The organism is Burkholderia stagnalis (assembly GCF_902830275.1).
In the GTDB taxonomy this organism is placed as follows: Bacteria; Pseudomonadota; Gammaproteobacteria; order Burkholderiales; family Burkholderiaceae; genus Burkholderia; species Burkholderia stagnalis.
Genome location: NZ_CADESW010000006.1, coordinates 200,836 through 223,204, shown reverse-complemented (window position 1 = coordinate 223,204; position 22,369 = coordinate 200,836). Strand labels below are relative to the sequence as shown.

General features: G+C 68.5%; 24 protein-coding genes and 1 pseudogene. 8 read left to right on the top strand and 17 right to left on the bottom strand.

The window, feature by feature from the left end; genetic code table 11:
• Nucleotides 1–6 precede the first annotated feature (6 nt).
• The 7 genes from hslV to dapF form a co-directional block, all read right to left on the bottom strand.
• Nucleotides 7–543, bottom strand: a complete 537-nt coding sequence (gene hslV, locus HWY45_RS13690; RefSeq protein WP_011353540.1) for an ATP-dependent protease subunit HslV — start codon at nt 541–543, stop codon at nt 7–9.
• 220 nt (nt 544–763) lie between these two features.
• Nucleotides 764–1,180 (bottom strand): RNA polymerase-binding protein DksA, encoded by a 417-nt coding sequence (dksA, locus tag HWY45_RS13685; RefSeq protein ID WP_017334597.1) that lies wholly within the window; start codon nt 1,178–1,180, stop codon nt 764–766.
• Between the two features lie 484 nt (nt 1,181–1,664).
• The gene (locus tag HWY45_RS13680; protein ID WP_059881914.1) at nt 1,665–2,741 is read right to left on the bottom strand and encodes a CobW family GTP-binding protein; all 1,077 of its coding nucleotides are present in this window, start codon (nt 2,739–2,741) and stop codon (nt 1,665–1,667) included.
• A gap of 155 nt (nt 2,742–2,896) precedes the next feature.
• The gene (locus HWY45_RS13675; RefSeq protein WP_059563687.1) at nt 2,897–4,105 is read right to left on the bottom strand and encodes a class I SAM-dependent rRNA methyltransferase; all 1,209 of its coding nucleotides are present in this window, start codon (nt 4,103–4,105) and stop codon (nt 2,897–2,899) included.
• A gap of 79 nt (nt 4,106–4,184) precedes the next feature.
• A complete protein-coding gene (xerC, locus tag HWY45_RS13670; protein WP_059881911.1) occupies nt 4,185–5,105 on the bottom strand; it encodes a tyrosine recombinase XerC in 921 nt (306 codons plus the stop codon).
• 23 nt (nt 5,106–5,128) lie between these two features.
• Complete coding sequence (locus HWY45_RS13665) at nt 5,129–5,854, bottom strand: DUF484 family protein (protein ID WP_059563689.1); 726 nt, start codon at nt 5,852–5,854, stop codon at nt 5,129–5,131.
• 34 nt (nt 5,855–5,888) lie between these two features.
• On the bottom strand, nt 5,889–6,758 hold the full coding sequence (gene dapF / locus HWY45_RS13660) for a diaminopimelate epimerase (protein WP_059881909.1): 870 nt from the start codon (nt 6,756–6,758) through the stop codon (nt 5,889–5,891).
• Between the two features lie 380 nt (nt 6,759–7,138).
• Here dapF and HWY45_RS13655 point away from each other — a divergent pair.
• Nucleotides 7,139–7,418 (top strand): annotated as a pseudogene (locus tag HWY45_RS13655) (type II toxin-antitoxin system RelE/ParE family toxin).
• Nucleotides 7,419–7,431: 13 nt separating this feature from the next.
• Nucleotides 7,432–7,734, top strand: coding sequence for a HigA family addiction module antitoxin (locus HWY45_RS13650; protein ID WP_059881907.1), 303 nt, complete (start codon nt 7,432–7,434; stop codon nt 7,732–7,734).
• Between the two features lie 19 nt (nt 7,735–7,753).
• On the opposite strand, the gene lpxL is transcribed toward HWY45_RS13650, so the two are convergent.
• A complete protein-coding gene (gene lpxL / locus HWY45_RS13645) occupies nt 7,754–8,677 on the bottom strand; it encodes a lauroyl acyltransferase LpxL (protein WP_269112997.1) in 924 nt (307 codons plus the stop codon).
• Nucleotides 8,678–8,903: 226 nt separating this feature from the next.
• Between lpxL and metK the strand changes: the two genes are divergently transcribed.
• Nucleotides 8,904–10,091: a methionine adenosyltransferase gene (metK, locus tag HWY45_RS13640; protein ID WP_017334589.1), complete on the top strand. Its 1,188-nt coding sequence runs from the start codon at nt 8,904–8,906 to the stop codon at nt 10,089–10,091.
• Between the two features lie 70 nt (nt 10,092–10,161).
• On the opposite strand, the gene HWY45_RS13635 is transcribed toward metK, so the two are convergent.
• Nucleotides 10,162–10,503, bottom strand: coding sequence for a hypothetical protein (locus HWY45_RS13635; protein WP_059881902.1), 342 nt, complete (start codon nt 10,501–10,503; stop codon nt 10,162–10,164).
• 358 nt (nt 10,504–10,861) lie between these two features.
• Between HWY45_RS13635 and HWY45_RS13630 the strand changes: the two genes are divergently transcribed.
• Complete coding sequence (locus HWY45_RS13630) at nt 10,862–11,632, top strand: phytanoyl-CoA dioxygenase family protein (RefSeq protein ID WP_059563695.1); 771 nt, start codon at nt 10,862–10,864, stop codon at nt 11,630–11,632.
• Nucleotides 11,633–11,807: 175 nt separating this feature from the next.
• On the opposite strand, the gene HWY45_RS13625 is transcribed toward HWY45_RS13630, so the two are convergent.
• Nucleotides 11,808–12,014, bottom strand: a complete 207-nt coding sequence (locus HWY45_RS13625) for a DUF3185 family protein (RefSeq protein WP_059563696.1) — start codon at nt 12,012–12,014, stop codon at nt 11,808–11,810.
• 174 nt (nt 12,015–12,188) lie between these two features.
• Between HWY45_RS13625 and mgrA the strand changes: the two genes are divergently transcribed.
• Entirely contained in the window at nt 12,189–13,232 is a 1,044-nt protein-coding gene (mgrA, locus tag HWY45_RS13620) for an L-glyceraldehyde 3-phosphate reductase (RefSeq protein WP_059881900.1), read from the top strand.
• A gap of 91 nt (nt 13,233–13,323) precedes the next feature.
• Here mgrA and HWY45_RS13615 read toward each other — a convergent pair whose 3' ends face one another.
• The 3 genes from HWY45_RS13615 to HWY45_RS13605 form a co-directional block, all read right to left on the bottom strand.
• The gene (locus tag HWY45_RS13615; RefSeq protein WP_059563758.1) at nt 13,324–13,509 is read right to left on the bottom strand and encodes a hypothetical protein; all 186 of its coding nucleotides are present in this window, start codon (nt 13,507–13,509) and stop codon (nt 13,324–13,326) included.
• A gap of 290 nt (nt 13,510–13,799) precedes the next feature.
• Nucleotides 13,800–14,666, bottom strand: coding sequence for a DMT family transporter (locus HWY45_RS13610; protein ID WP_059882061.1), 867 nt, complete (start codon nt 14,664–14,666; stop codon nt 13,800–13,802).
• A gap of 345 nt (nt 14,667–15,011) precedes the next feature.
• On the bottom strand, nt 15,012–15,380 hold the full coding sequence (locus tag HWY45_RS13605) for a hypothetical protein (protein ID WP_155631877.1): 369 nt from the start codon (nt 15,378–15,380) through the stop codon (nt 15,012–15,014).
• Here HWY45_RS13605 and HWY45_RS13600 point away from each other — a divergent pair.
• Together HWY45_RS13600 and HWY45_RS13595 are read left to right on the top strand one after the other, a co-directional pair.
• Nucleotides 15,375–15,587, top strand: a complete 213-nt coding sequence (locus HWY45_RS13600) for a hypothetical protein (RefSeq protein WP_006402972.1) — start codon at nt 15,375–15,377, stop codon at nt 15,585–15,587. The two genes, HWY45_RS13605 and HWY45_RS13600, sit on opposite strands and share 6 nt — an antisense overlap.
• Nucleotides 15,588–15,636: 49 nt before the next feature.
• Nucleotides 15,637–16,665 (top strand): serine/threonine protein kinase, encoded by a 1,029-nt coding sequence (locus tag HWY45_RS13595; RefSeq protein ID WP_059881899.1) that lies wholly within the window; start codon nt 15,637–15,639, stop codon nt 16,663–16,665.
• Between the two features lie 72 nt (nt 16,666–16,737).
• Here the strand turns inward: HWY45_RS13595 and HWY45_RS13590 are convergent, their stop codons facing one another.
• Nucleotides 16,738–18,180, bottom strand: coding sequence for a coniferyl aldehyde dehydrogenase (locus tag HWY45_RS13590; RefSeq protein ID WP_059810414.1), 1,443 nt, complete (start codon nt 18,178–18,180; stop codon nt 16,738–16,740).
• Between the two features lie 39 nt (nt 18,181–18,219).
• Entirely contained in the window at nt 18,220–18,591 is a 372-nt protein-coding gene (locus tag HWY45_RS13585; RefSeq protein WP_155631220.1) for a hypothetical protein, read from the bottom strand.
• 283 nt (nt 18,592–18,874) lie between these two features.
• Between HWY45_RS13585 and HWY45_RS13580 the strand changes: the two genes are divergently transcribed.
• Nucleotides 18,875–20,512: a GMC family oxidoreductase gene (locus tag HWY45_RS13580; protein WP_059881897.1), complete on the top strand. Its 1,638-nt coding sequence runs from the start codon at nt 18,875–18,877 to the stop codon at nt 20,510–20,512.
• A gap of 17 nt (nt 20,513–20,529) precedes the next feature.
• Here HWY45_RS13580 and HWY45_RS13575 read toward each other — a convergent pair whose 3' ends face one another.
• Both HWY45_RS13575 and fliJ read right to left on the bottom strand, forming a co-directional pair.
• Nucleotides 20,530–21,879: a flagellar hook-length control protein FliK gene (locus HWY45_RS13575; RefSeq protein WP_059881895.1), complete on the bottom strand. Its 1,350-nt coding sequence runs from the start codon at nt 21,877–21,879 to the stop codon at nt 20,530–20,532.
• Between the two features lie 31 nt (nt 21,880–21,910).
• Entirely contained in the window at nt 21,911–22,369 is a 459-nt protein-coding gene (gene fliJ, locus HWY45_RS13570; protein ID WP_059563703.1) for a flagellar export protein FliJ, read from the bottom strand.

The following is a 22,369-nucleotide window of genomic DNA, read 5'->3' as shown; positions in this document are numbered from 1 at the left end:
CGGTCCTTACTCGATCGTTTCGATGATGCGATTGTGGTTCGTGTAGATGCACATGTCGCCGGCGATCTCGAGCGATTTCTCCACGATCTCGCGCGGCGACAGTTCGGTGTTCTCGGCAAGCGCGCGAGCCGCGGCCTGCGCGTACGCGCCGCCCGAGCCGATCGCGCAGATGCCTTCTTCCGGGTCGAGCACGTCGCCGTTGCCGGTGATCACGAGCGTGGTCGTCGCGTCGGCCGTGATCAGCATCGCCTCGAGGCGGCGCAGCATCCGGTCGGTGCGCCAGTCCTTCGCGAGCTCGACGGCCGCGCGGGTCAGGTTGCCCTGGTGCTTCTCGAGCTTCGCCTCGAAGCGGTCGAGCAGCGAGAACGCATCGGCGGTGCCGCCCGCGAAGCCGACCAGCACCTGGTTGTTGTAGATCCGCCGCACTTTCCGCGCGCCACCCTTCATGACGATGTTGCCGAGCGTCACCTGGCCGTCGCCGCCGAGCGCGACCTTGTCGCCGCGCCGGACCGAAACGATGGTCGTGCCGTGAAATTGCTCCATCTGCGTTCCTTGAGAAAAACGGGGAAGAGGCGGCGGCGCGCCGCGCCGCCGCGTGAATCGCGGTGCGCCGGGGAGCGGCCCGACGCGCATTCGTTTCATTTTAGGGCGCGCGCCGGGATATCAAGGGGGGAGCCGGGAGGGGGCCGGCCGGAAAAACAAAAAGCGCGCGGCAGGCCGCGCGCTTTCGTGAAGCAGCGTGTTTGGGCGGAACGGCGGCTGCTCAGTCGCCGAACAGCTTCTGGCGCAGCTCGCGGCGCTCCTGCGCCTCGAGCGACAGCGTGGCGGTCGGGCGCGCGAGCAGGCGCGGCACGCCGATCGGCTCGCCGGTTTCCTCGCACCAGCCGTAATCGCCGGATTCGATGCGGGCGAGCGATTGCTGAACCTTCTTGAGGAGCTTGCGTTCGCGGTCGCGCGTGCGCAACTCGAGCGCGTGCTCTTCCTCGATCGTCGCGCGATCGGCAGGATCCGGCACGATCACCGTCTCACGCAGGTTCTCGGTCGTCTGGCCCGCATTGTGGAGGATTTCCGCCTGCAATTGTTCGAGCCGAGCTTTGAAGAAGGCGAGCTGATCCTCATTCATGTAATCCTTGTCGCTCATCTTCAGGATTTCGGCTTCGGTCAAGAGTTTCTTCGTCATCTGCTTGCTTCTTCAATGTGCGGCAAATCACGAGATATTGCCTGCACTTTGGGATTACCCGCAACCGCGCTTGCAATCCTTTGCGTTTTGCCGCTGCGGGGCCGAAAGCCTCTGGAAAACCGGTTCTCAAATACCAGGATAGGCCTGGCGTCGATGTGCGCGCGCGGCGAACCGGAATGCTGCGCGGCAGATCGTATCGGTCGCGGCCGGGTGGCGAACACGCGATCCGGCATGTTTGCGATTCCCGGATGATCGTGCTGCAAGAACCGGGCCTGTTGTTGCCGTACTCCAGCGGGCACGTATTGTAACTGAATCGCAAGTCTGCGCCGTATCGGGTCGATCCCCGTCGGCTGCGCCAATATCTTGAAAATATAACGCGCAAATCGCGAAAAAGCGATGACGCGAAAACCCTCGCCGGTGGCGGCGTTTTGCCGCCACCGGGGCGCCGCCGCGGAACGCGTCGCGGGCGGCGCGCTGCCCGCCGTCAGGCGAGGCAGGCGTCGAGGCCGTCGGTGATCAGGTCCTGCGGCAGATCGACGCCGATGAACACCATCTTGTTGGTTTTCTTCTCGATCGGCAGCCACTTCGCCGCGAGGTCGCTGCCCATCATCTGGTGCACGCCCTGGAACACGACCTTGCGGTCGACGCCCTTCATGTACAGCACGCCCTTGTAGCGCAGCATCCGCTCGCCGTAGATCTGCAGGATCCCGCCGAGGAAATCCTCGAGCTTGTTCGGATCGAACGGGCGGTCGTTGCGGTAGACGAACGACTTGATCTTGTCGTCGTGGTGCGCGTGGTGGTGATGGTGGCCGTGCGCGTGATCGTGATCGTGATCGCAGTGGCCGTGATCGTGGTCGCAGTGCGCGTGGTCGTGATCGTGGTCATGGCCGTGATGCGCGTGATCGTCCTCGGCGAGGAAATCCGGATCGATCTCGAGCTTTGCGTTCAGGTTGAAGCCGCGCAGGTCGAAGATTTCCTTGATGTCCGCTTCGCCGAAGTTGACGACCTTGATCGCCGCCCGCGGGTTCATGTGCACGAGGCGGTGCTTGAGCTCGGCGACCGTCTGGTCGTCGACGAGGTCGGACTTCGTGATGAACAGGCGGTCGGCGAAGCCGACCTGGCGCTGCACGACCTCGTGCTCGTCGAGCTGCGCGTCGGCGTGCTTCGCGTCGACCAGCGTGATGACGGCGTCGAGCAGGAAATCGTCGGCGATCTCGCTGTCGATGAAGAAGGTCTGCGCGACCGGGCCCGGGTTCGCGAGGCCGGTCGTCTCGATCACGATGCGGTCGAAGTCGAGCTTGCCGTCGCGCTTCTTCGCGGCCAGATCGCCGAGCGCGCGGGCCAGATCGCCGCGGATCGTGCAGCAGATGCAGCCGTTGCTCATCTGGATGATCTGCTCGGTCGTATCCTGCACGAGGATTTCGTTGTCGATGTTCTCTTCGCCGAACTCGTTCTCGATCACGGCGATCTTCATGCCGTGCTGTTCGTTCAGGATGCGCTTGAGCAGCGTCGTCTTGCCGCTGCCGAGGAAGCCGGTGAGGATGGTGACGGGAGTGGCCATGTCGGTCGCCTGTGGTTCGTGAATCGGGGTCAAAACCAGGATGTGCTCGCGCCCGGCGAACCGGGCACACAACCATTCATTGAAACATATCTGTCAAGCCCCCGCCCTTCGTCCGAACGACCAGCGGAGGCGGCTGCCCGCCAACATGCGGGCGATCAGACGATTTGCAACAGCAGCCCTTTCAGATATTCGCCTTCCGGGAAGGCGGACAGCAGCGGGTGGTCGACGCCGGCGCCGAGCCGCTTCAGGATCCGCGCGTCGACCTTCGCGTCGGCGGCCGCGCCCGCGACGATCTTCTGGAACAGGTCCATGTCGATCGCGCCCGAGCACGAGTAGGTGAACAGCAGGCCGCCCGGGCGCAGCAGCTTGAAGCCGCTCAGGTTGATGTCCTTGTACGCGCGCGCGGCACGATCGACGCTGTCGCGCGTCGGCGCGAACTTCGGCGGGTCGAGCACGATCAGGTCGAAGCGCTCGCCTTCGTCGACGAGGCGGCGCAGCGTCTTGAACGCGTCCGCGTCGAGCCAGCTCGCGCGGCCGGCGTCGAAGCCGTTCGCGGTGACGTTCTGCTGCGCGAGCGCGAGCGCGTCGCCCGACGAGTCGATCGACACGACGCGTTTCGCGCCGCCCTTCAACGCCGCGAGCGAGAAGCCGCCGGTGTAGCAGAAGCAGTTCAGCACGTCCCGCTCGTGCGCGTATTGCGCGACGAGCGCGCGGTTGTCGCGCTGGTCGATGTAGAAGCCGGTCTTGTGGCCGTGCGGCACGTCGACGTGGTAGCGCACGCCGTTCTCGTTCGCGATCAGCGTCGCGGGCGGCGCGTCGCCGGCGAGCACGCCGGTCGTCTGCTCGAGGCCTTCCTTCTCGCGGATCGACACGTCCGAGCGCTCGTACACGTTCGGGCAGCCGGTCGCGCCGACCAGCGCGGCGACGATCGCGTCCTTCCATGCTTCGACGCCCGCGGCCATGAACTGGCAGACGAGCTGGCCGCGCGGCGACGCATCGCCGGAATCCTCGACGTAGTGATCGACGATCAGGCCCGGCAGCCCGTCGGCCTCGCCGAACACGAGCCGCACCGCGCCGGTGCCGGCGATCATCGTGTTGCGGTGCGCGACCGCGCGCTGCACGCGGCGCTTGAAGAACGCGTGGTCGATCGGCTCGTTCTCGTCGAAGCTCCACACGCGCACGCGGATCTGCGAGTGCGGGCTGTACGCGCCGCGCGCGAGAAAACGGCCGTCGTGCGCGCGCACGACGACGGTCGCGCCGGGCGCGGGCTTGCCGTCGACGCGGTCGATCGCATTGGCGTAGATCCACGGATGGCGGCGCAGCAGCGATTTGTCCTTGGACGGCTTGAGAGTGACGGTTTGCATGGCTGGATCGAATGGGGCCGCGTGCGACGGGACGTGACGTCGATCGTCGCGCGCGGCGGGGAAAAACGGGACGCGCGTGTCAGTCGCGCTTCTTCGCGCGCGGATGCGCGCTGTCGTAAATCTTCGCGAGATGCTGGAAGTCCAGCGACGTATACACCTGCGTCGCGGCGACGCTCGCGTGGCCGAGCAGCTCCTGCACCGCGCGCAGGTCGCCGCTCGACTGCAGCACGTGCGTCGCGAACGAGTGGCGCAGCACGTGCGGATGGACGTGCGCCGGAATGCCGGCGGCAAGCGCCGCGCGCTTCACGCGCTCGCGCACGACGCCCGGCGACATCCGGTTGCCGCGCACGGACAGGAACAGCGGATGCGGGTCGTGCTTCACGAACTCGCCGCGCACCGCGAGCCACGCGTTCAGCGCGTCGATCGCCTTGCGGCCGACCGGCACCTTGCGTTCCTTGTTGCCCTTGCCGCGCACGGTGACCTCGGCTTCGGCGAGGTCGAGCCAGCCTTCGGAGCGATAGCCGTCCGCCTGCGTGTACATGACGTCGAGCCCGATCAGCTCGGCCAGGCGCAGGCCCGACGAGTAGAACAGCTCGAGGATCGCGTGGTCGCGCAGGCCTTCGGTCGTGGCGGGCAGCGGGGTGTCCATCAGAGCGACCGCGTCATCGACCGATAGCGCCTTCGGCAGAGATTTCTCGCGTTTCGGCGCACGCACTCCGGCGACGGGATTCGCGGGCATCTCGATGCGCTGCGCGAGCCAGCGGTAGAACGCGCGCCATGCGGACAGCCGATGCGAGATCGAGCGCGCGGACAGTCCACCCGCATGCGCGCGCAACACCGCGCCGCGCATGTCGACGGCGCTCAGCGATTCGAGCGGCCGGCCGGCGGCGAGCTTCTTCAGTTCGTCGAGCTCGTGCGTGTACGCGCGCAGCGTGTGCTCCGACAGCTGCCTGACGTGCTTCAGGTTCGACAGGTAGGCGGCGATCGGATCGTCGGGCATCGGGCGGCGGGCCTGGATCGGTGTCAGTGCGGCAGCAGGCGCGTAAGCGCGGCGCTCGCGAGCGTCGCGATCTGCGCGAGGAAGTCGGTCGCCATGCCTTCGTGGAAGCGGCGCGGGTCCGGCGAGCCGAGCACCAGCAGGCCGAACGCGGGCGCATCGGCGCCGGCCTGCGGCGCGCGCAGCGCGAGCAGCGCGACCGAGGTGGCCGAGCCGTCGCCGACGGCGGCGGCGTCGCTGCCGTCCGTCGCGTTGGCGGCCGGCGCGGCGAGCACCGGCGCGAGCCACTGTGCGGCCTCGAAGCCCGTGTTCGCGCCGCAGTACGGCGTCGACAGGCCGTTCGTGAACAGGCGCACTTCCTCGCCGACCTGGCGTGCGAATTCGGCCTGCGAATAGGTGTCGGCGACGTCCCACACGCGCAGCGCGGTCTGCGGCACGTCGAACACGTCGGCGAGGCCGTCGGCGATCGTGCGCGGCAGCGCGTACGGATCGCGCTCGGCGATCACGCGCGCGGTCCAGCGGCTGAACTTCGCCGACAGGCTGTCGTTCTCGTGGCCGTAGCGCACCAGCTCCGCGAGCCGGCGCTCGAGATGCTTGTTCTTGTCGCGCAGCATCTCCATCTGCCGCTCCTGCAGCGAGATCGCCGCCTTGCCGTGCGGGTTCGCGAGACGGATCGTGGCGAGCAGTTCGGCGTGCTGCGCGAAGAATTCGGGGTTGGCGAGCAGGTAGTCGGCGACTTCGCGATCGTTCATGGGACGGGAGCGTTCAATCAGGACGGTGAAAGGGTCAGACAGCCAGGTCGATCGCGCCTTCGAACACGGTCGTGGCGGGGCCCGCCATCAGCAACGGGGCGGTTTCGTCGCGCGCGCCGTCCCAGCTGATCGTCAGCGTGCCGCCGTGCGTGTGCACGGTCACCGGCGTGTCGAGCAGGCCGCGCCGGATGCCGGCCGCCACCGCCGCGCAGGCGCCGGTGCCGCACGCGAGCGTTTCGCCCGCGCCGCGCTCGTACACGCGCAGCTTCACTTCATGGCGCGACACGATCTGCAGGAAGCCGGCGTTGACGCGCTGGGGGAAGCGCACGTGACGTTCGATCAGCGGGCCTTCGGCGAGCACCGGATACGCTTCGGCGTCGTCGACCACCTGCACCGCGTGCGGGTTGCCCATCGAGACCGTCGAGATCCAGCGCGTGGCGCCGTTCACGTCGAGCGGCCAGAGCGTATCGCGGCCTTCCGGGCGGCCTTCGAGGCCCGATGCGTCGAACGGCACCTGCGCCGGCTCGAACACGGGCGCGCCCATGTCGACGACGACTTCGCCGTTGTCCTGCATCGTCAGCGTGATCAGGCCCTTCATGACTTCGACGCGCACGCTGCGCTTGTCGGTCAGGCGCTTGTCGAGCACGAACTTCACGAAGCAGCGCGCGCCGTTGCCGCAGTGTTCGACTTCGCCGCCGTCGCAATTGAAGATCCGGTACTTGAAGTCCGCGCCGTCGACGGTCGGTTTCTCGACCAGCAGCAACTGGTCGGCGCCGACGCCGAAATGGCGGTTCGCGAGCGCGCGCACCTGCGTTTCGGTGAGCGGCGGCAGTTCGCTGGAGTAGCCGTCGAGCACGACGAAGTCGTTGCCGGCGCCGTGCATCTTGGTGAACGAGAGCTTCACTGCGGGTGTTCCGTTGCAATTGGGGGGCTCAGCGTGCCGGGCAGCCTGCTTCGGCGTGCTGATCTCAACCGCGAATGATACATGCAGCGGCCATGGGCGTCCCGCGCGGGCGGGGGGCGGGATGGCTTCGCGCAATGCGGTCGGAAGGAGTTGCGATGGCCGAATGGCCGGCTTGTGGCGACGGGAAGGCCCGTTTTAGGCTCGTTGGGCGCTGGCGCCGGTGGCAAATCGTGCGCGCCGCGCAATGCGTCCGGTGTCGCGCGGCCTGCGGTGCGGCGATTGCGGGCAGTTTGACCAACGAACGAGGCGGGTCGTATAGCGTGGCTATACGCTCACACGTGCGAGGCCACTGGCCATCGCGACCTGCGTGCAGGAGGTCCATGATCAAGTCATGGCAACACAAGGGCGTGGAAGCGCTTTTTTCGGAACGGAAGCAAGGCGGGCATCCGGCCCGACCATGCACCGAGGCTGCGGCGCCAGCTCGCCCGGCTCGACGCGGCGGGCGCGCCGCTCGACATGAACGTGCCGGGCTGGCGGTTTCACCGGCTCGAGGGTTCGCTGGCCGCCCACTACGCCGTCAGCGTCAACGGCAACTGGCGATTGACTTTCAGGTTCGAAGGGCCCGACGCCGTTCTGGTCGATTACCAGGACGACCACTGAGGTCACCAAAGGCATGACACGCATTTTCAATCCACCGCATCCGGGCGAAACGCTGCGGGAGGACGTGCTTCCGGCGCTCGGACTGACCGTCACCGAGGCCGCGGCGCAACTCGGCGTGACCCGGGCGGCGCTATCCCGCGTGCTGCACGGCCATGCCGGCATCTCGCCCGAAATGGCGCTGCGGATCGAGGGCTGGCTAGGCGAGGAAAACGGCGGCCGCGCGGATCTCTGGCTCGCTCAGCAGGCCGCCTACGACCTGTGGCAGGCGCGCGCGAAAGGCATGCCGAAAGTGACGCGGGCGCAGGCGCGCACCTGACGGCGCCTGCATGCCGCGCTCAATAGACGCTCGGCTCGCCGGGCGGGCGGGTCTTGAAGCGCTTGTGGACCCAGTAGTACTGCTCGGGCATCAGCGGGATCTGCTCTTCGAGGAATTCGTTCATCCGTCGCGCGTCGAGATCGTCGTCGCCGGTCGGATAGTGGTCCCACGGCTTGAAGACCTTCAGCCGGTAGCCCTTGTAGTTCGGCAGCACCTCGCCGATGAACGGCACGACCTGCGCGCGGCCCGTCTTCGCGAGCCGGCCGACCGCCGTCAGCGTGCACGCCGGCACGCCGAAGAAGGGCACGAACGTCGAGTTGCGCAGCCCGTAATCCATGTCGGCGCCGAGCATCACCGGCTTGCGGTCGCGCAGCCAGCGCAGCACCACGCGCGCGCTGTCCGCGCGGCCGACCATCTCGGCGTCGAAGCGGCCGCGCGCCGCTTTCGCGGCTTCCTCGAGCACCGGGTTCGAGAACGGCTGGTACAGCGACCCGCAGCGGCGCTGCAGCGAACGGTTGAGCCAGATCGAACCGGCCTCGATGCCGACGAAGTGCAGGCCGAGGAACAGCGTCGGCGGCAGGTCCGGATCGGTGAGGTCGACCGCGCTGTCGATCTCGATCAGCTTCTCGAGTTTCTTCGCGGAGCCGAACCACTGGACGCTGCGCTCGACGTAGCTGCGGATCGCGTGGCGGAAGTGCTGGCCGGCGATTTCCTCGCGGCGCGCGTCGCTCCAATCCGGGAAGCAGAGTTTCAGATTGGTGTGTACGATGCGCTTTCGCCGGCTCGGGATCTGGTAGAGCAGCCAGCCGAGGCCGTCGCCGAGCCGTGCGGTCAGGCCGTACGGCAGGAGCGCGAGCAGTTTCAGGAAGCCGATGGCGAGATACGTGCCGAGGCGGCCTAGCATGCGGAACCTCCATGACTCCGGCGGGCCGGCACGTTGCAAACGGGGTTGAATGACAGCGGAAGAAGCAGCACGGCAATGCTCTGTGACAATTCTGGAAAGCCGCTATAATACGGGCTTCGCCGAGTTAACTGACAACTTGCGGGGCGAAGCCGGCTGGCGCGAAGCGCGCTGCCCGGTACTGGTAATCCGCTAAAGCGTCGCCGCTTCAGGCCCCAACGAAGCTGGCTACGTGATACCAACCGTAACCACACAGGAGCCTGAAAAAGTGGCAAACGATTATTTCTTCACCTCCGAATCCGTTTCCGAAGGCCATCCGGACAAGGTCGCTGACCAGATCTCGGACGCGATTCTCGACGCCATCCTCGCTCAAGACAAATACTCGCGCGTTGCCGCTGAAACGCTGTGCAACACGGGTCTTGTCGTCCTCGCCGGTGAAATCACCACGACGGCCAACATCGATTACATCCAGATCGCGCGCGACACGATCAAGCGCATCGGCTACGACAACACCGACTACGGCATCGACTACAAGGGCTGTGCGGTGCTCGTCGCGTACGACAAGCAGTCGCCGGACATCGCGCAGGGCGTCGACCGCGCGCACGACGACAACCTCGACCAGGGCGCGGGCGATCAGGGCCTGATGTTCGGTTACGCATGCGACGAAACGCCGGAACTGATGCCGCTGCCGATCCACCTGTCGCACCGCCTGGTCGAGCGCCAGGCGAGCCTGCGCCGCGACGGCCGCCTGCCGTGGCTGCGCCCGGACGCGAAGTCGCAGGTCACGATCCGCTACGTCGACGGCAAGCCGGATTCGATCGACACCGTCGTGCTGTCGACCCAGCACGCACCGGACATCGAGCTGCCGGCGCTGCGCGAAGCCGTGATCGAGGAGATCATCAAGCCGACGCTGCCGGCCGAGCTGATCAAGGGCGACATCAAGTTCCTCGTGAACCCGACCGGCCGGTTCGTGATCGGCGGCCCGCAGGGCGACTGCGGCCTGACGGGCCGCAAGATCATCGTCGACACGTACGGCGGTGCTGCACCGCACGGCGGCGGCGCGTTCTCGGGCAAGGATCCGTCGAAGGTCGACCGTTCGGCAGCCTATGCAGGCCGCTACGTCGCGAAGAACATCGTCGCGGCCGGCCTCGCGTCGCGCGCGCTGATCCAGGTGTCGTACGCGATCGGTGTCGCCGAGCCGACCTCGGTGATGGTCAACACGTTCGGCACGGGCCGCGTGTCGGACGCGACGATCACGAAGCTCGTGCGCGAGCACTTCGACCTGCGTCCGAAGGGCATCATCAAGATGCTCGACCTGCTGCGCCCGATCTACGAGAAGACCGCCGCCTACGGCCACTTCGGCCGCGAAGAGCCGGAATTCTCGTGGGAAGCGACCGACAAGGCGCTCGCGCTGGCCGAAGCGGCCGGTGTGGAGCCGGCAGTGCGCGTCGCGTAAGCGTCCGCTGCCCGAAACGAAAAACCCCGGCCTGGCCGGGGTTTTTTTATGGCTGCGTGCGCCGCGCGAGTCAGCGTGCCGCGAACGCGAACCAGCCGGTGCTTGCCGCGAGGCGGCGCGGGCGGTTGACTCGGCGCTGCGGGCCGTTCGCACGGCGCAGCGCAAGCGCGCGCAGCGACGACGGCTTTTGCAGCAGCGAGCGCAGGCCCGCGCGGCGCGCGAACGCCTGCGTGCCCATCATCGAGAAGAATGCGTGAAACCACGCGCGGATGCCGTCGAGCCGTGCGTGCGCCTGCGGGTGCACGGCGAGCGCTTGCGCGCGTGCGCGATGATGGCGCAGCGGACGAAGCGGGGCGGACGGCACGACGCGCTTCGCAGCGCGGCTGAGACGGGAAGTCAGACGGAATGGCATGTGAACGATGCTTTGCTTGCTTGAATGGATGGCGCCCTTGACGAGCGCACTGATATGTAACGGCCTCGGATGGCGCAGCGCATGGTATCCAATGTCGCTGCGCGCCGCGCCCGCCAGAACTGACAGGCCGCGTCAGGCTACAGGGGATTCGTGACGGGCAAAAGTCGCGGATAACCCTTGTGCCGCAAGGCATGCATTACATACTGCCTGTCGCTGAGGCCACCGCGGCGGCGCACAGTTCCCTTGCTGTGGATCAAATTGCCGGCCGGCAATTCCCTGCGCACGACATTGATGCTGCGCGCACCATCCGGCGCCGTTTTACAATCGAAACATTCACAAGAAATACATCGAGCATCCCATGTCTTCATTGCAGTCGGATTTGATTCGGGCGCAGGTGGCGGAACTGCGCGAACGCGGCTTCGTGATCGCCCGCGGCCTCGTCGACGCGGAGCAGTGCGCGGCGCTGAAGCGGATTGCCGAGCGACAGTTGCAGGAAGCTGCGCAGCCGATCGAATTCGAGGCCGACCTGCGCTATCCGGGCGCGCCCGAGTCGAAGCATGCGCCCGGCGGTCACACGGTGCGGCGGCTGCTCGATGCGTACGCGCGCGATCCGGCATTCGCCGAGCGTGCGATCGCACCGGAAATCGGCGAGTGGATGCACGCGTATTTCGGCGAGCGGCCGGTGCTGTCGCGCGCGCATCACAACTGCATGATGACGAAGCATCCCGCGTACGGCAGCCTCACCGGCTGGCACCGCGATTTCCGCTACTGGGCGTTCGAGCGCTCGGACATGGTGTCGGCGTGGCTGGCGCTCGGGCCGGAAACGAACGAGAACGGCGCGCTGTGGCTGGTGCCGGGCTCGCATACCGCCGAGTTCGGCGCGCAGGCGTTCGACGACGCGAAGTTCTTCCGCAGCGACCTGCCGGAAAACCGGAAGATGATCGACGCGGCGACGTGCCCGCCGCTCGCCGCCGGCGACGTCGTGTTCTTCCACTGCAACACGCTGCATTCGGCCGGGCAGAACCGTTCCGACCAGGTGAAGTTCTCGCTCGTGTTCACGTATCACGGCGAAAGCAACCGGCCGATTGCGGGCACGCGCTCGGCGGCGACGCCGGAAGTGCGGTTCTAGGGGCGGTTCCAGTGCCTGTTTCGGTGCTCGGTTTGGGGCCGATTCATGCGGGCAGCGGCTGGCGCCGCATGCCGCCCGTCGCGAAGCGCTCGATATGATCCCTGCCCGGCGGCTGCGCCCGGCAGGGATTTTTCATGGGGAGGTGCGCTGCGGCATCGTTGCCGCGGCGCAGGCGTCAGCGCTTCTTGCCCGGCATCGCGAGGCCGATCAGGCCGACGAACGAGGCGACGGCGCCGCCGGCGATCAGCAGGATCGTCTTCGTTGCCGGCGAGCCGGTGAAGAAGCGCGACACGTCGTCGTTGATCGAGTGGAACGACTGCCCGCCGAAATACAGCAGCACGACGCCGCCGACGAGCAGCGCAACCGAGATGACCCGGGTCATACAAACCTCGCTGAAACGGTGATTCGAGACGCCGCAGTGTAGGTGAGCGTCGCGGCTGCGTCCATCGCCGTGCGCGCTTTGGCTGCGTTCGCTACCATATCCGTCGCACGACCCCTTCGCCGCCGGCCGGGCCTGCGCTGGCGCGCGCCAATCGACGTTCTGACGGAAATTCTCATGGCCTACGAAGCAGCTTCCGAACGTTATGCCGACATGCAATACCGCACCTGCGGCCGATCCGGGCTCAAACTGCCCGCGCTGTCGCTCGGCCTGTGGCACAACTTCGGCGACACGACGCCGATCTCGACCCAGCGCGAGATCCTGCGCACCGCGTTCGATCTCGGCATCAATCACTTCGATCTCGCGAACAACTACGGGCCGCCGTACGGCAGCGCCGAAACCAACTTCGGGCGATTGCTGAAGGAGGATTTCCGGCCGTATCGCGACGAGCTGCTGATTTCGACGAAGGCCGGCTGGGACATGTGGCCGGGGCCGTACGGCAGCGGCGGCGGCTCGCGCAAGTACGTGCTCGCGAGCCTCGACCAGAGCCTGTCGCGGATGGGGCTCGACTACGTCGACATCTTCTACTCGCACCGCTTCGACGCGCACACGCCGCTCGAGGAAACGGCCGGCGCGCTCGCGGCGGCGGTGCAGCAGGGCAAGGCGCTGTACATCGGCATTTCGTCGTACTCGGCGGCGAAGACGCGCGAAATGGCTGCGCTGCTCGCCGCGTACAAGGTGCCGCTGCTGATCCATCAGCCGTCGTACAACCTGCTGAACCGCTGGGTCGAGCGCGAACTGCTCGACACGCTCGACGAGATCGGCACGGGCAGCATCGCATTCACGCCGCTCGCGCAGGGGCTGCTGACGTCGAAATACCTGAACGGCGTGCCGGCCGACGCACGCGTCAACAAGCCGGGCGGCGGCTCGCTGAAGGATGACCACCTGAGCGCGGACAACCTCGAACACGTTCGCAAGCTGAACGCGATCGCCGAGCGTCGCGGCCAGAGCCTCGCGCAGATGGCGCTCGCGTGGGTGCTGCGCAACGGGCGCGTGACGTCGGCGCTGATCGGCGCGAGCCGCGCGGAGCAGGTGCGCGAAAACGTCGGCGCGTTGAAGAACCTCACGTTCTCGGCCGAGGAAATCGCCGAGATCGATCGCGACGCGACGGAAGGCGGCATCAATCTGTGGGAAAAACCGTCCACCGATCAGGCGATCTGACCGGCAGGAAACGCGGCGTGCGCCATGCCCGCCGCGTCGAATTCGACCGGCCGTTCCGTCGCGGCGACGGAACGGCGCGCGGGACGCGTCGCTAGATCAGCGCAGGCAGGCCTTCGACCAGCAGCACCGCGACGCCGACGCCGAGCATCATGCCCAGCACGCGCAGCAGGTTGTGGCGGAATTGGGTCGCGCACGGCACCGCGCCGAGGAACAGCGCGCCGGCAAGCGCCATCGGAATCAGCAGGATGAAATCGCCGATCGTGAAATAGGTGGTCATGCGTGTCTCCTTGGCCGGGCCCCATGCGGGGCTGTCTCGTTGTGCTCCGACCCGATTGCGGGGTGGCTGGTCTTTTCGAGTATAGGAAACGCCGCGACGTTTTTCGCTATCCGAACCATTAAAAAGCTAGGGGAAAAGGCAAGGAAATGCCGATTTCGGCCGCGAATTCAACGCAAACCTTGCGCTTTGCTTTCGTGTGACTTTCCGGGCTCGCGGCCCGACGGCCCGCCGAAAGCGCGCGGCCATCGCGCCGCGGGCCGCCCGCCGTCGCCGGCAGGCGGCCCGTCCGGTTACCCGCGAGCGGCGGGTGCGCGGAACACCAGCACCAGGCCTGCGACGATCGCGCCCATGCCGGCCAGCGCGAGCGGCTCGGGGCGGTTGCCGAGCCAGGCGGCGTCCATCAGCGTCGTGACGACGGGCACGAGGTAGAACAGGCTCGTGACGTTCACCAGGTCGCCGCGCTGCATCAGCCGGTAGAACAGCAGTTGCGCGACCACCGAGATCACGATGCCGAGCCACAGGAGCGGCACGACGAACGCCCAGGTCGTGTCGAACGCGATCGGCCGGAACGGCACGATCGCCGCGCACAGCGCCAGCCCGATCGCATTCTGCAGCGGCAGCACGTCGGCGGGCGCCGAGCGCACGCGCTTCTGCAGCAGCGCGCCGGCGGTCAGCGCGACGAGCGCGGTGAGCGCGCAGGCGATGCCGGCGATCGGCATATCCGTGCCGCCGATGCCGCGGCACACGACCAGCGCCAGCCCGGCGAGCGCGAGGCCGAGCCCCGCGATGCGCGTGGCCTGCCAGCGCCGCTCGACGAACGCGAGCGTGAGGATCGGCTGCACGCCGAGGATCGTCGCGAGCACGCCGGGCGCGATGCCGCGTTCGAGCGCGAGCAGATAGAAGATCGAATAGCCGCCCATCAGCAGCACGCCGGTCGCGACCGCGATGCGGCGCTCGCCCGGCGCGGGCAGCCAGCGCCCGCGCGCGGCGGACAACGCGAACAGCACGAGCGACGCGAGCGCGAAGCGCGCGCTGAGGAACGCGAATGCGGACGCATGCCGCAGACCGAGTTCGGCGAAGATCGCCCCGCTGCTCCAGAGCAGCACGAAGAGCGACGTCGCCCCATGCGCGGCGAGCGCGCGTTTGAACGTGAACATGTGATTCCACCTGTCGAACGGATGAGAACGTTCCATGCGCACGCGCGCGGCGCCGTGCGTCACGACGCACGAACGGCGGGCTGGCGAATGGAAGCGGAAACCGGGGCCGGCAGTCAGCCGGCGAACGCCGCCGGGGGAGGCGGCGCCGCGCCGACGAGCGGCGGTGCGACAGGGGGAGGCGGTGCAGACGGATGCGCGCCCGCCCGCGGCCGCGCGTCGAGCGGCGACCGGGACTTCGGAAGGGCGGGCATGAAAGCAGGCATCGCGGCGGAGGAATACGGTGGAAAGCGAACGAAGCTCAAAGGTACCGCAACACGGACGCGTGCGGCAACCGGCGTGTCGACGTCATGCGTCGACTGCGAACCACGGCGTGAACCACGGCGCGAACCACGGCGCGAACCACGGCGCGAACCACGGCGCGAACCACGGCGCGAACCGCAGCGCGAACCACGGCCGAATACGCGCGCGCCGGGCGGTCACATTCGACAGGGTATGATGGGGGTGTCGCCGGTGCAAGCACACGGGCGGCGCAGTGGTTGATTGGAGACATTCGACGAATTCGCGGCGTCTCGCCTGCTTCTTCTTCTTTTCGCGCTTCGATAAACCATGAACAATGGGATACGCGTTGCCGCATCGACGGCGGCGCGTGTCGTGCATCTGCCGGCCGATGACGTGGCCGGCCTCGGGATTCAGGAGTGGGGAAACATCATGCATGTCGGGTCGATTGTCTGCACAACCCATATCGCGGTGCCGAAGGGCGCGCGCGGCATCGTCCAGCGCATTCTGGGCGACATGGCGATGGTGACCTGGTACGCGGGCGTGCCGGGCGAGTCGAAGGAACTCAACACCGAGCCGTTCTTTCTCGAGGATCTGATCGACACGGGCGAATCCGTGCTGCCGGCGGGCGCGGCCATTCACTGAGCGTTCGCGCATTGCCGGACGCTCGTCTTTCTGCCCGGCAGGCGGCACAATGCCGGGCATGAACGAAGTCACCTCCGCCACGCCTTCCGCCGAGCCGCCGTTTGCCGGCCTCACGCCCGAGCGCGTGCTCGACGCGCTCGACAGCGTGCTGATGCCGGCCGGCCTGCGCACCGACGGCCGCCTGCTCGCCCTCAACAGTTACGAAAACCGCGTCTACCAGGCCGGCATCGAAGACGGCCCGCCGATCGTCGCGAAGTTCTATCGCCCGGCACGCTGGTCGGACGAGGCCATCCTCGAGGAACACGCGTTCGTCGCCGAACTCGCCGCACGCGAGATTCCGGCGGTGCCGGCGCGCACGTTCGACGGCCGCACGCTGCACGCGTTCGACGGCTTTCGCTTCTCGATCTTCGAGCGGCGCGGCGGCCGCGCGCCCGATCTCGACCGCAGCGATACGCTCGAATGGCTCGGCCGCTTCATCGGCCGCATCCACGCGGTCGGCGCGACCGAGCCGTACGCCGCGCGCCCCACGCTCGACATCCGCACGTTCGGCTACGAGCCGCGCGACTACCTGCTGGCGCACGATTTCATTCCCGCCGACGTGCGGCCCGCGTACGAAACCGCGGTCGCGCTGGCGCTCGAAGGCGTCGAGGCCGCGTTCGAGCGCGCGGGCGACCTTCGCCTGCTGCGCACCCACGGCGACTGCCACCCGAGCAACGTGCTGTGGACCGATGCGGGCCCGCATTTCGTCGACTTCGACGACAGCCGGATGGCGCCCGCGATCCAGGATCTGTGGCTGCTGCTGCCGGGCGATCGCCCGGGCGCGTCGCGCGCGCTCGCGGACCTGCTCGCCGGCTACGAGGATTTCTGCGAATTCGAGCCGCGCGAGCTGCATCTGGTCGAAGCGCTGCGCACGCTGCGGCTGATCCACTACGCCGCGTGGCTCGCGCGGCGCTGGGACGATCCCGCGTTCCCGGCCGCGTTCCCGTGGTTCAACACGCATCGCTACTGGGAAGCGCGCGTGCTCGAACTGCGCGAGCAGATCGGCGCGATGCAGGAAGGGCCGCTCTGGCCCGTGTGATGCACGCGCACCCGCGCCGGCGCGGCAGTGCGCCGGGTGCGGGCCGCCACGCGCTCGCGCGGCGCGCGCCGTTCAGAACTTCAGCATCAGCTTGATCAGCGCGGCGAAGCGCTTGCCGTACGGCGGCGCGAGCAGGTTGCGCGCGTTCAGGCGCGCCTGCACGAGCACCGGCTTCATCTTCGAGAACGTCACGAAGCCGTCGTAGCCGTGGTACGCGCCCATCCCGCTCGCACCGACGCCGCCGAACGGCATGCTGCCGCACGCGATGTGCATCAGCGTTTCGTTGACCGATACGCCGCCCGAGATCGTTTCGTGCATCACGCGATCGACCGTGCCCGCGTCTTCGTCGAACAGGTACAGCGCGAGCGGGCGCGGCCGTGCATTCACGTACGCGATCGCCTCGTCGAGCCGCTCATAGGGCACGAGCGGCAGCAGCGGGCCGAAGATCTCTTCCTGCATCAGCGGCGTGGCGGCGTTCACGTGCGTGACCGCGCACGGCACGAAGCGGCGCGTTGCCGGATCGGACGACGCATCCGCGAGCGGGTGCAGTTGCGCGCCGGCCGCCTGAGCATCGCTCGCGAGCTGCTGCAGGCGCGCGAAATGCCGGTCCGACACGATCGTCGTGTAGTCGGCGTTGCGCGCGAAATCCGGATACATCTTCGCGAGCCGCGCGCGGGCGCGCTCGATGAACGCGGCTTCCATCCCGCGCGGCAGCAGCACGTAGTCGGGCGCGATGCAGGTCTGCCCGGCGTTCAGCGTCTTGCCGGCGACGATCGCATCGACGGCCGCGTCGAAGCGCGCGTTCGGCCCGACGATCGCCGGCGACTTGCCGCCGAGTTCGAGCGTGACGGGCGTGAGGTGCTCGGCCGCCGCGCGCATCACGTGCCGCCCGACCTGCGTCGAACCGGTGAACAGCAGGTGGTCGAACGGCAGCGCGCTGAACGCGGCGCCGACGTCCGCATCGCCGTTGACGACCGCGACGTGATCGCGCTCGAAGGTCTTCGCGATCAGCTGCTCGAACAGCGCGGACGTGCGCGGCGTCAGTTCGGACATCTTGACGATCGCGCGGTTGCCGGCCGCGAGCGCGCAGATCAGCGGGCCGGCCGCGAGCAGCACCGGATAGTTCCACGGCACGACGATGCCGACCACGCCGAGCGGCTGCGGAATCACCTTCGCGCGCGCGGGCCGCAGCCACTTGTTCATCGCCTTGCGCATCGGCTTCATCCAGCGCTTGCCGTGCTTGAGCGCCTCGTCGATCTCTTCCTTCGCCATCCAGATTTCCGACAGCAGCACTTCCTGCTTCGCGCGATGGCCGAAATCCGCGCTGATCGCGTCGGCGAGCGCGTCCGCATGGTCGATCAGCATCGTGCGCAGCGCGCGCAGGTGCTTCGCGCGGGTTTCCCAGTCGGGATACGGCGCGCGCAGGTAGGCGGCGCGCTGTGCTTGCAGCAGCGGCGTCAGCGCGGCGATCGCGGCGTTCTCGTGCGGCGCGAGTTCGGGCAGGTCGTTCTTCATGTCGTCTCCTCCAGTGGGGCGTGGCGCGGCGGCCAGCAGTCAGGCCGCCCGCGCCCGCTCGACGAGCGCGGCGTGGCGGATCGGGGTGAGCGGGGCGGCATCGTCGGGCGTCGCATCCGCGCGACGGTCGGCGGCGGTGAAAACGGCGTGATGCGCGGCGCATGATGGGCCGACGTACGGGGGCGCATCGCGGTTAACTGCGCGGCGAAACCGGGTGGCCGGCCGCGTCGCGTACACCGGTGCGGCGCATCGCATGACGCGTGTCGACGCCGCGCGCAGCGTGCCGCGCGCCCGCGCCGGCATGCAATTCAAACGATCCGGGGGATGGCCCGCCGTTCGATTCCGGCGCGCCGCGTACGCGGCGATACCCGCGGTTGAACACGGGGCTGTTTGAAATGAAATCGGGGACATGTGACGCGACGCCGGACAAGCCGGCCGACGCAAAGCCTGCAGAACGTGACGCTGCATGACGGTCTCTCCCATTTCGCGACGGATCGGCTTCTGGCGGCCGGCTGCGTCGCACCAAGCGAATCCACGCATCTTAAATTTAGTTCACGCGCGCGTTTAGAGGAATCGCTCTTGAATCCGCGCGCCGCGTGCGCAACGGCCATTCCTACAATGCCCGGACTAGAAGATAGAAGACTCGGGCCGCACGGCCGCGCCGGGCGCCATTCATGACATGAAGGAGACATGCATGCAATACGACTACATCATCGTCGGGGCGGGTTCGGGCGGTGCGAGCCTCGCGGGCCGGCTCGCCGATGCGTGCCCCGACGCGACGATCGCGCTGATCGAGGCGGGCGCGCACACCGAGCGCAACCTGCTCGTCAACATGCCGGTCGGCATCGCGGCGCTGGTGCCGTTCAAGCTCGGCACCAACTACGGCTACGAAACCGTGCCGCAGCCGGGCCTCGGCGGGCGCCGCGGCTACCAGCCGCGCGGACGCGGGATGGGCGGCTCGAGCGCGATCAACGCGATGATCTACACGCGCGGCCATCCGCTCGACTACGACGAATGGGCGCGGCTCGGCGCGACCGGCTGGAGCTGGGAGGAGGTGCTGCCGTATTTCCGGCGCGCGGAAGGCAACCAGCGCGGCGCGAACGCGTGGCACGGCGCGGACGGCCCGCTCACGGTGTCCGATCTGCGCTTTCGCAATCCGTTCTCCGAACGATTCATCGCGGCCGCGCATGCAGCCGGCTATCCGCTCAACGACGATTTCAACGGCGCCTCGCAGGAAGGCGTCGGCTTCTACCAGGTCACGCATCGCGACGGCTCGCGCTGCAGCGTCGCGCGCGCCTACATCTACGGCCGCAACCGGCCGAACCTGCACGTGGTCCCCGATGCGACGGTGCTGCGCGTCGGCTTCGACGGCAAGCGCGCGGTCGGCGTCGTGCTGTCGCGCAACGGCCAGGTGCAGACGCTCGGCGCGCGCGCGGAGGTGATCCTGTCGGCCGGCGCGTTCAACTCGCCGCAACTGCTGATGTGCTCGGGCATCGGCCCGGCCGGGCAACTGCGCCGGCACGGCATCGCGGTCGTGCAGGACGCGCCCGACGTCGGCGCGAACCTGATCGACCATATCGACTTCATCATCAACACGCGCGTGAATGCGTCGGAGCTGGTCGGCATCTGCCTGCGCGGGATCGCGAAGATGACGCCCGCGCTCGCGCGCTACTTCTCGAGCCGCACCGGGATGATGACGAGCAACGTCGCGGAGGCGGGCGGCTTCATCAAGAGCGATCCGTCGCTCGAGCGTCCCGACCTGCAGCTGCATTTCTGCACCGCGCTCGTCGACGACCACAACCGCAAGATGCACTGGGGCTTCGGCTATTCGCTGCACGTGTGCGCGCTGCGGCCGTTCAGCCGCGGCACGGTGGCGCTCGCGAGCGGCGACGCGCGCGACGCGCCGCTGATCGACCCGCGCTTCTTCAGCGATGCGCGCGATCTCGACCTGCTCGTGCGCGGCGCGCACGCGATGCGCAGCATCCTGTCGCAGGCGCCGCTCGCGTCGCAGGGCGGCCGCGAGCTGTACACGCGGCCGGACCAGACCGAAGCCGAGCTGCGCGCGACGATCGTCGCGCATGCCGACACGATCTACCACCCGGTCGGCACCTGCCGGATGGGCACGGACGCGCGCGCGGTGGTCGATACGCAGTTGCGCGTGCGCGGGGTCGAAGGGCTGCGGGTGGTGGATGCGTCGGTGATGCCGACGCTGATCGGCGGGAACACGAATGCGCCGTCGGTGATGATCGGCGAGCGCGCGGCGGATTTCATCGCCGCCGCGCGCAAGGCGGGCGCGCCGGGCGCAGCGACGGCCGCATTGCACGGCCGCTGAGCGGCGCGTGCGGAAGGTCAGGCGAATGTATCGACGAGGCCGGTGCGGCTGGCGGTCGCGCCGCTCGACGCTGCGGGTGGCGCGACGTCGGCCGTCGCGTCGCCGGATGACGGTGCGCCGTTCCCGCGCCGCGACGATTGTCCGCCGGCGAACGACTGCTGGGCGTTCTGCTGCTGTTGCTGCGCGAAGCCGCCGTCGCTGACGGATGCGCTGCCGAGGCCGAGGCCGCCCGCCTCCATCGCGTCGCGCAGCTTCGGCAGCGCGGCTTCGACCGCGTCGCGCACCTGCGCGTGCTGGGACACGAACAGCGCGTGCGCATGATTGTCCGCGACCCGCAGCACCACCTGCAGCGGGCCGAGATCCGGCGGGTTGAGCGTCAGCTCGGCGCTCTGCTGGTGCGCATTCGACAGGAACACGACCTTCTGGCTCAGCGCGTCCGTCCAGTCGGCGGTGCCGACGTGCGGTGCGAGCACGTTCGCGTTCGCGGCGGCGACGCCGGGCGCGGCCGGCGCCACCGACGCATTCGATTGCGCGGCCGCCGCGGCGGCCAGCGCCGCATGGGCCGGGTCGGCGGCATCCTTCGCGGCCGCGAGCGCCTGCGCCACATGGGTCGTCGCGTCGGAATTTGCTGCGAGTTCGGCCTGCGTGGACGGCGTTTGCGCACCCTGCGGCGCGGCGAGCGCGCCCTTCGCGTCGGCCAGCGTCTTGTCGAAGGTTGCGGCTTTCGGGGTCAGCGGCGCGGCGGTCGCGGATGCGGCCGGCTGCGGCGCGGCAGCCGCGCCGGCGGCGGCCGGCATCGCGATCGCGTTCGCGCCGCCGGTGAGTTTCTCGAGCACCGCATGCAGCGCATCGCGGCCGGACGCGGGTTCGGCGGCGTCCGCCGGTTGCGCGGCGTTCTTCGTCGCGTTCGCGGCGGACGCGATCGCAGCCGCTGCCGCGTCGCCGGTGCGCGACAACGCGTCGGCTGCCGCGGCGTCCGTCGCGGCGGGCGTGCCGTCGGGGCGGGCCAGCAGTTGCGCTTGCACGGCGGCCGCGGCGGCGAGCGCGGCCGCTTCCGGGTTGACGGCCGCGTTCGCGTCGTCGCGCGTCTTGTCGTCGGACGGGTTGGAGGAGCCGGACGGCTTGGCGCCGCCGGCCAACGACGACGGCGCACCCGTCGCGGCCGATGGCGCCGCGGCGGCTGACGACGACGCGTCGGCCTGCGCCGATGCGCCTTGCGACGCGACGCTCTGCTGCAGCGTCTGCGCGAACGGCAGCGCGGACGCGTCGCCCGTGGCGGACGCGTCCGGGGTGGCCGCTTTGCGGCCGGCCTTGACGGCGGAGCTGGCGGTGTCGATCAGGGCGCCGAGCAGGGACAGGGAAGGCATGGCGTATCTCTCGTTCGGATGCGTTGAGCGGTTACGTCGATTTCGCCGCGTCGGCCCGCATGCGCAGGATCTTCGCGGCGTGTTCGTCGGCGTCGCGCTGTTCGCGCTTCGCGGTGCGGCGGGCTTCCTGCGCGACGCCGCGCGCCTGCAGGATTTCATACGAGCCGACGGTGCGTTTCTGTTGCTGCCAGTGCGGGCGCGCCTCGTCGATGCGGGCCTCGGCGGCGGCCAGCACGCGGCGCTGCTGGGCGATCGCGCCATCGAGCGTGTCGAGGAACGCCTGGAAATTCCGCCAGTTGCCGGCGGGCATGCCGCTCTGCGCGGATTGCGCGAAGCGCACGTGATATTCGTGGCGATAGCGCAGCAGCGCGTCGAGCTGGTCGGCGGCGTCGGTGCGTTCGCGCTGGGCGACGCCGAGCTGCCGGGTCGCCGTGTCGAGATCCTCGTTCGCGCGATCGAGCAGGATCTGCAGGGGAAAGCCTTGTGCCAT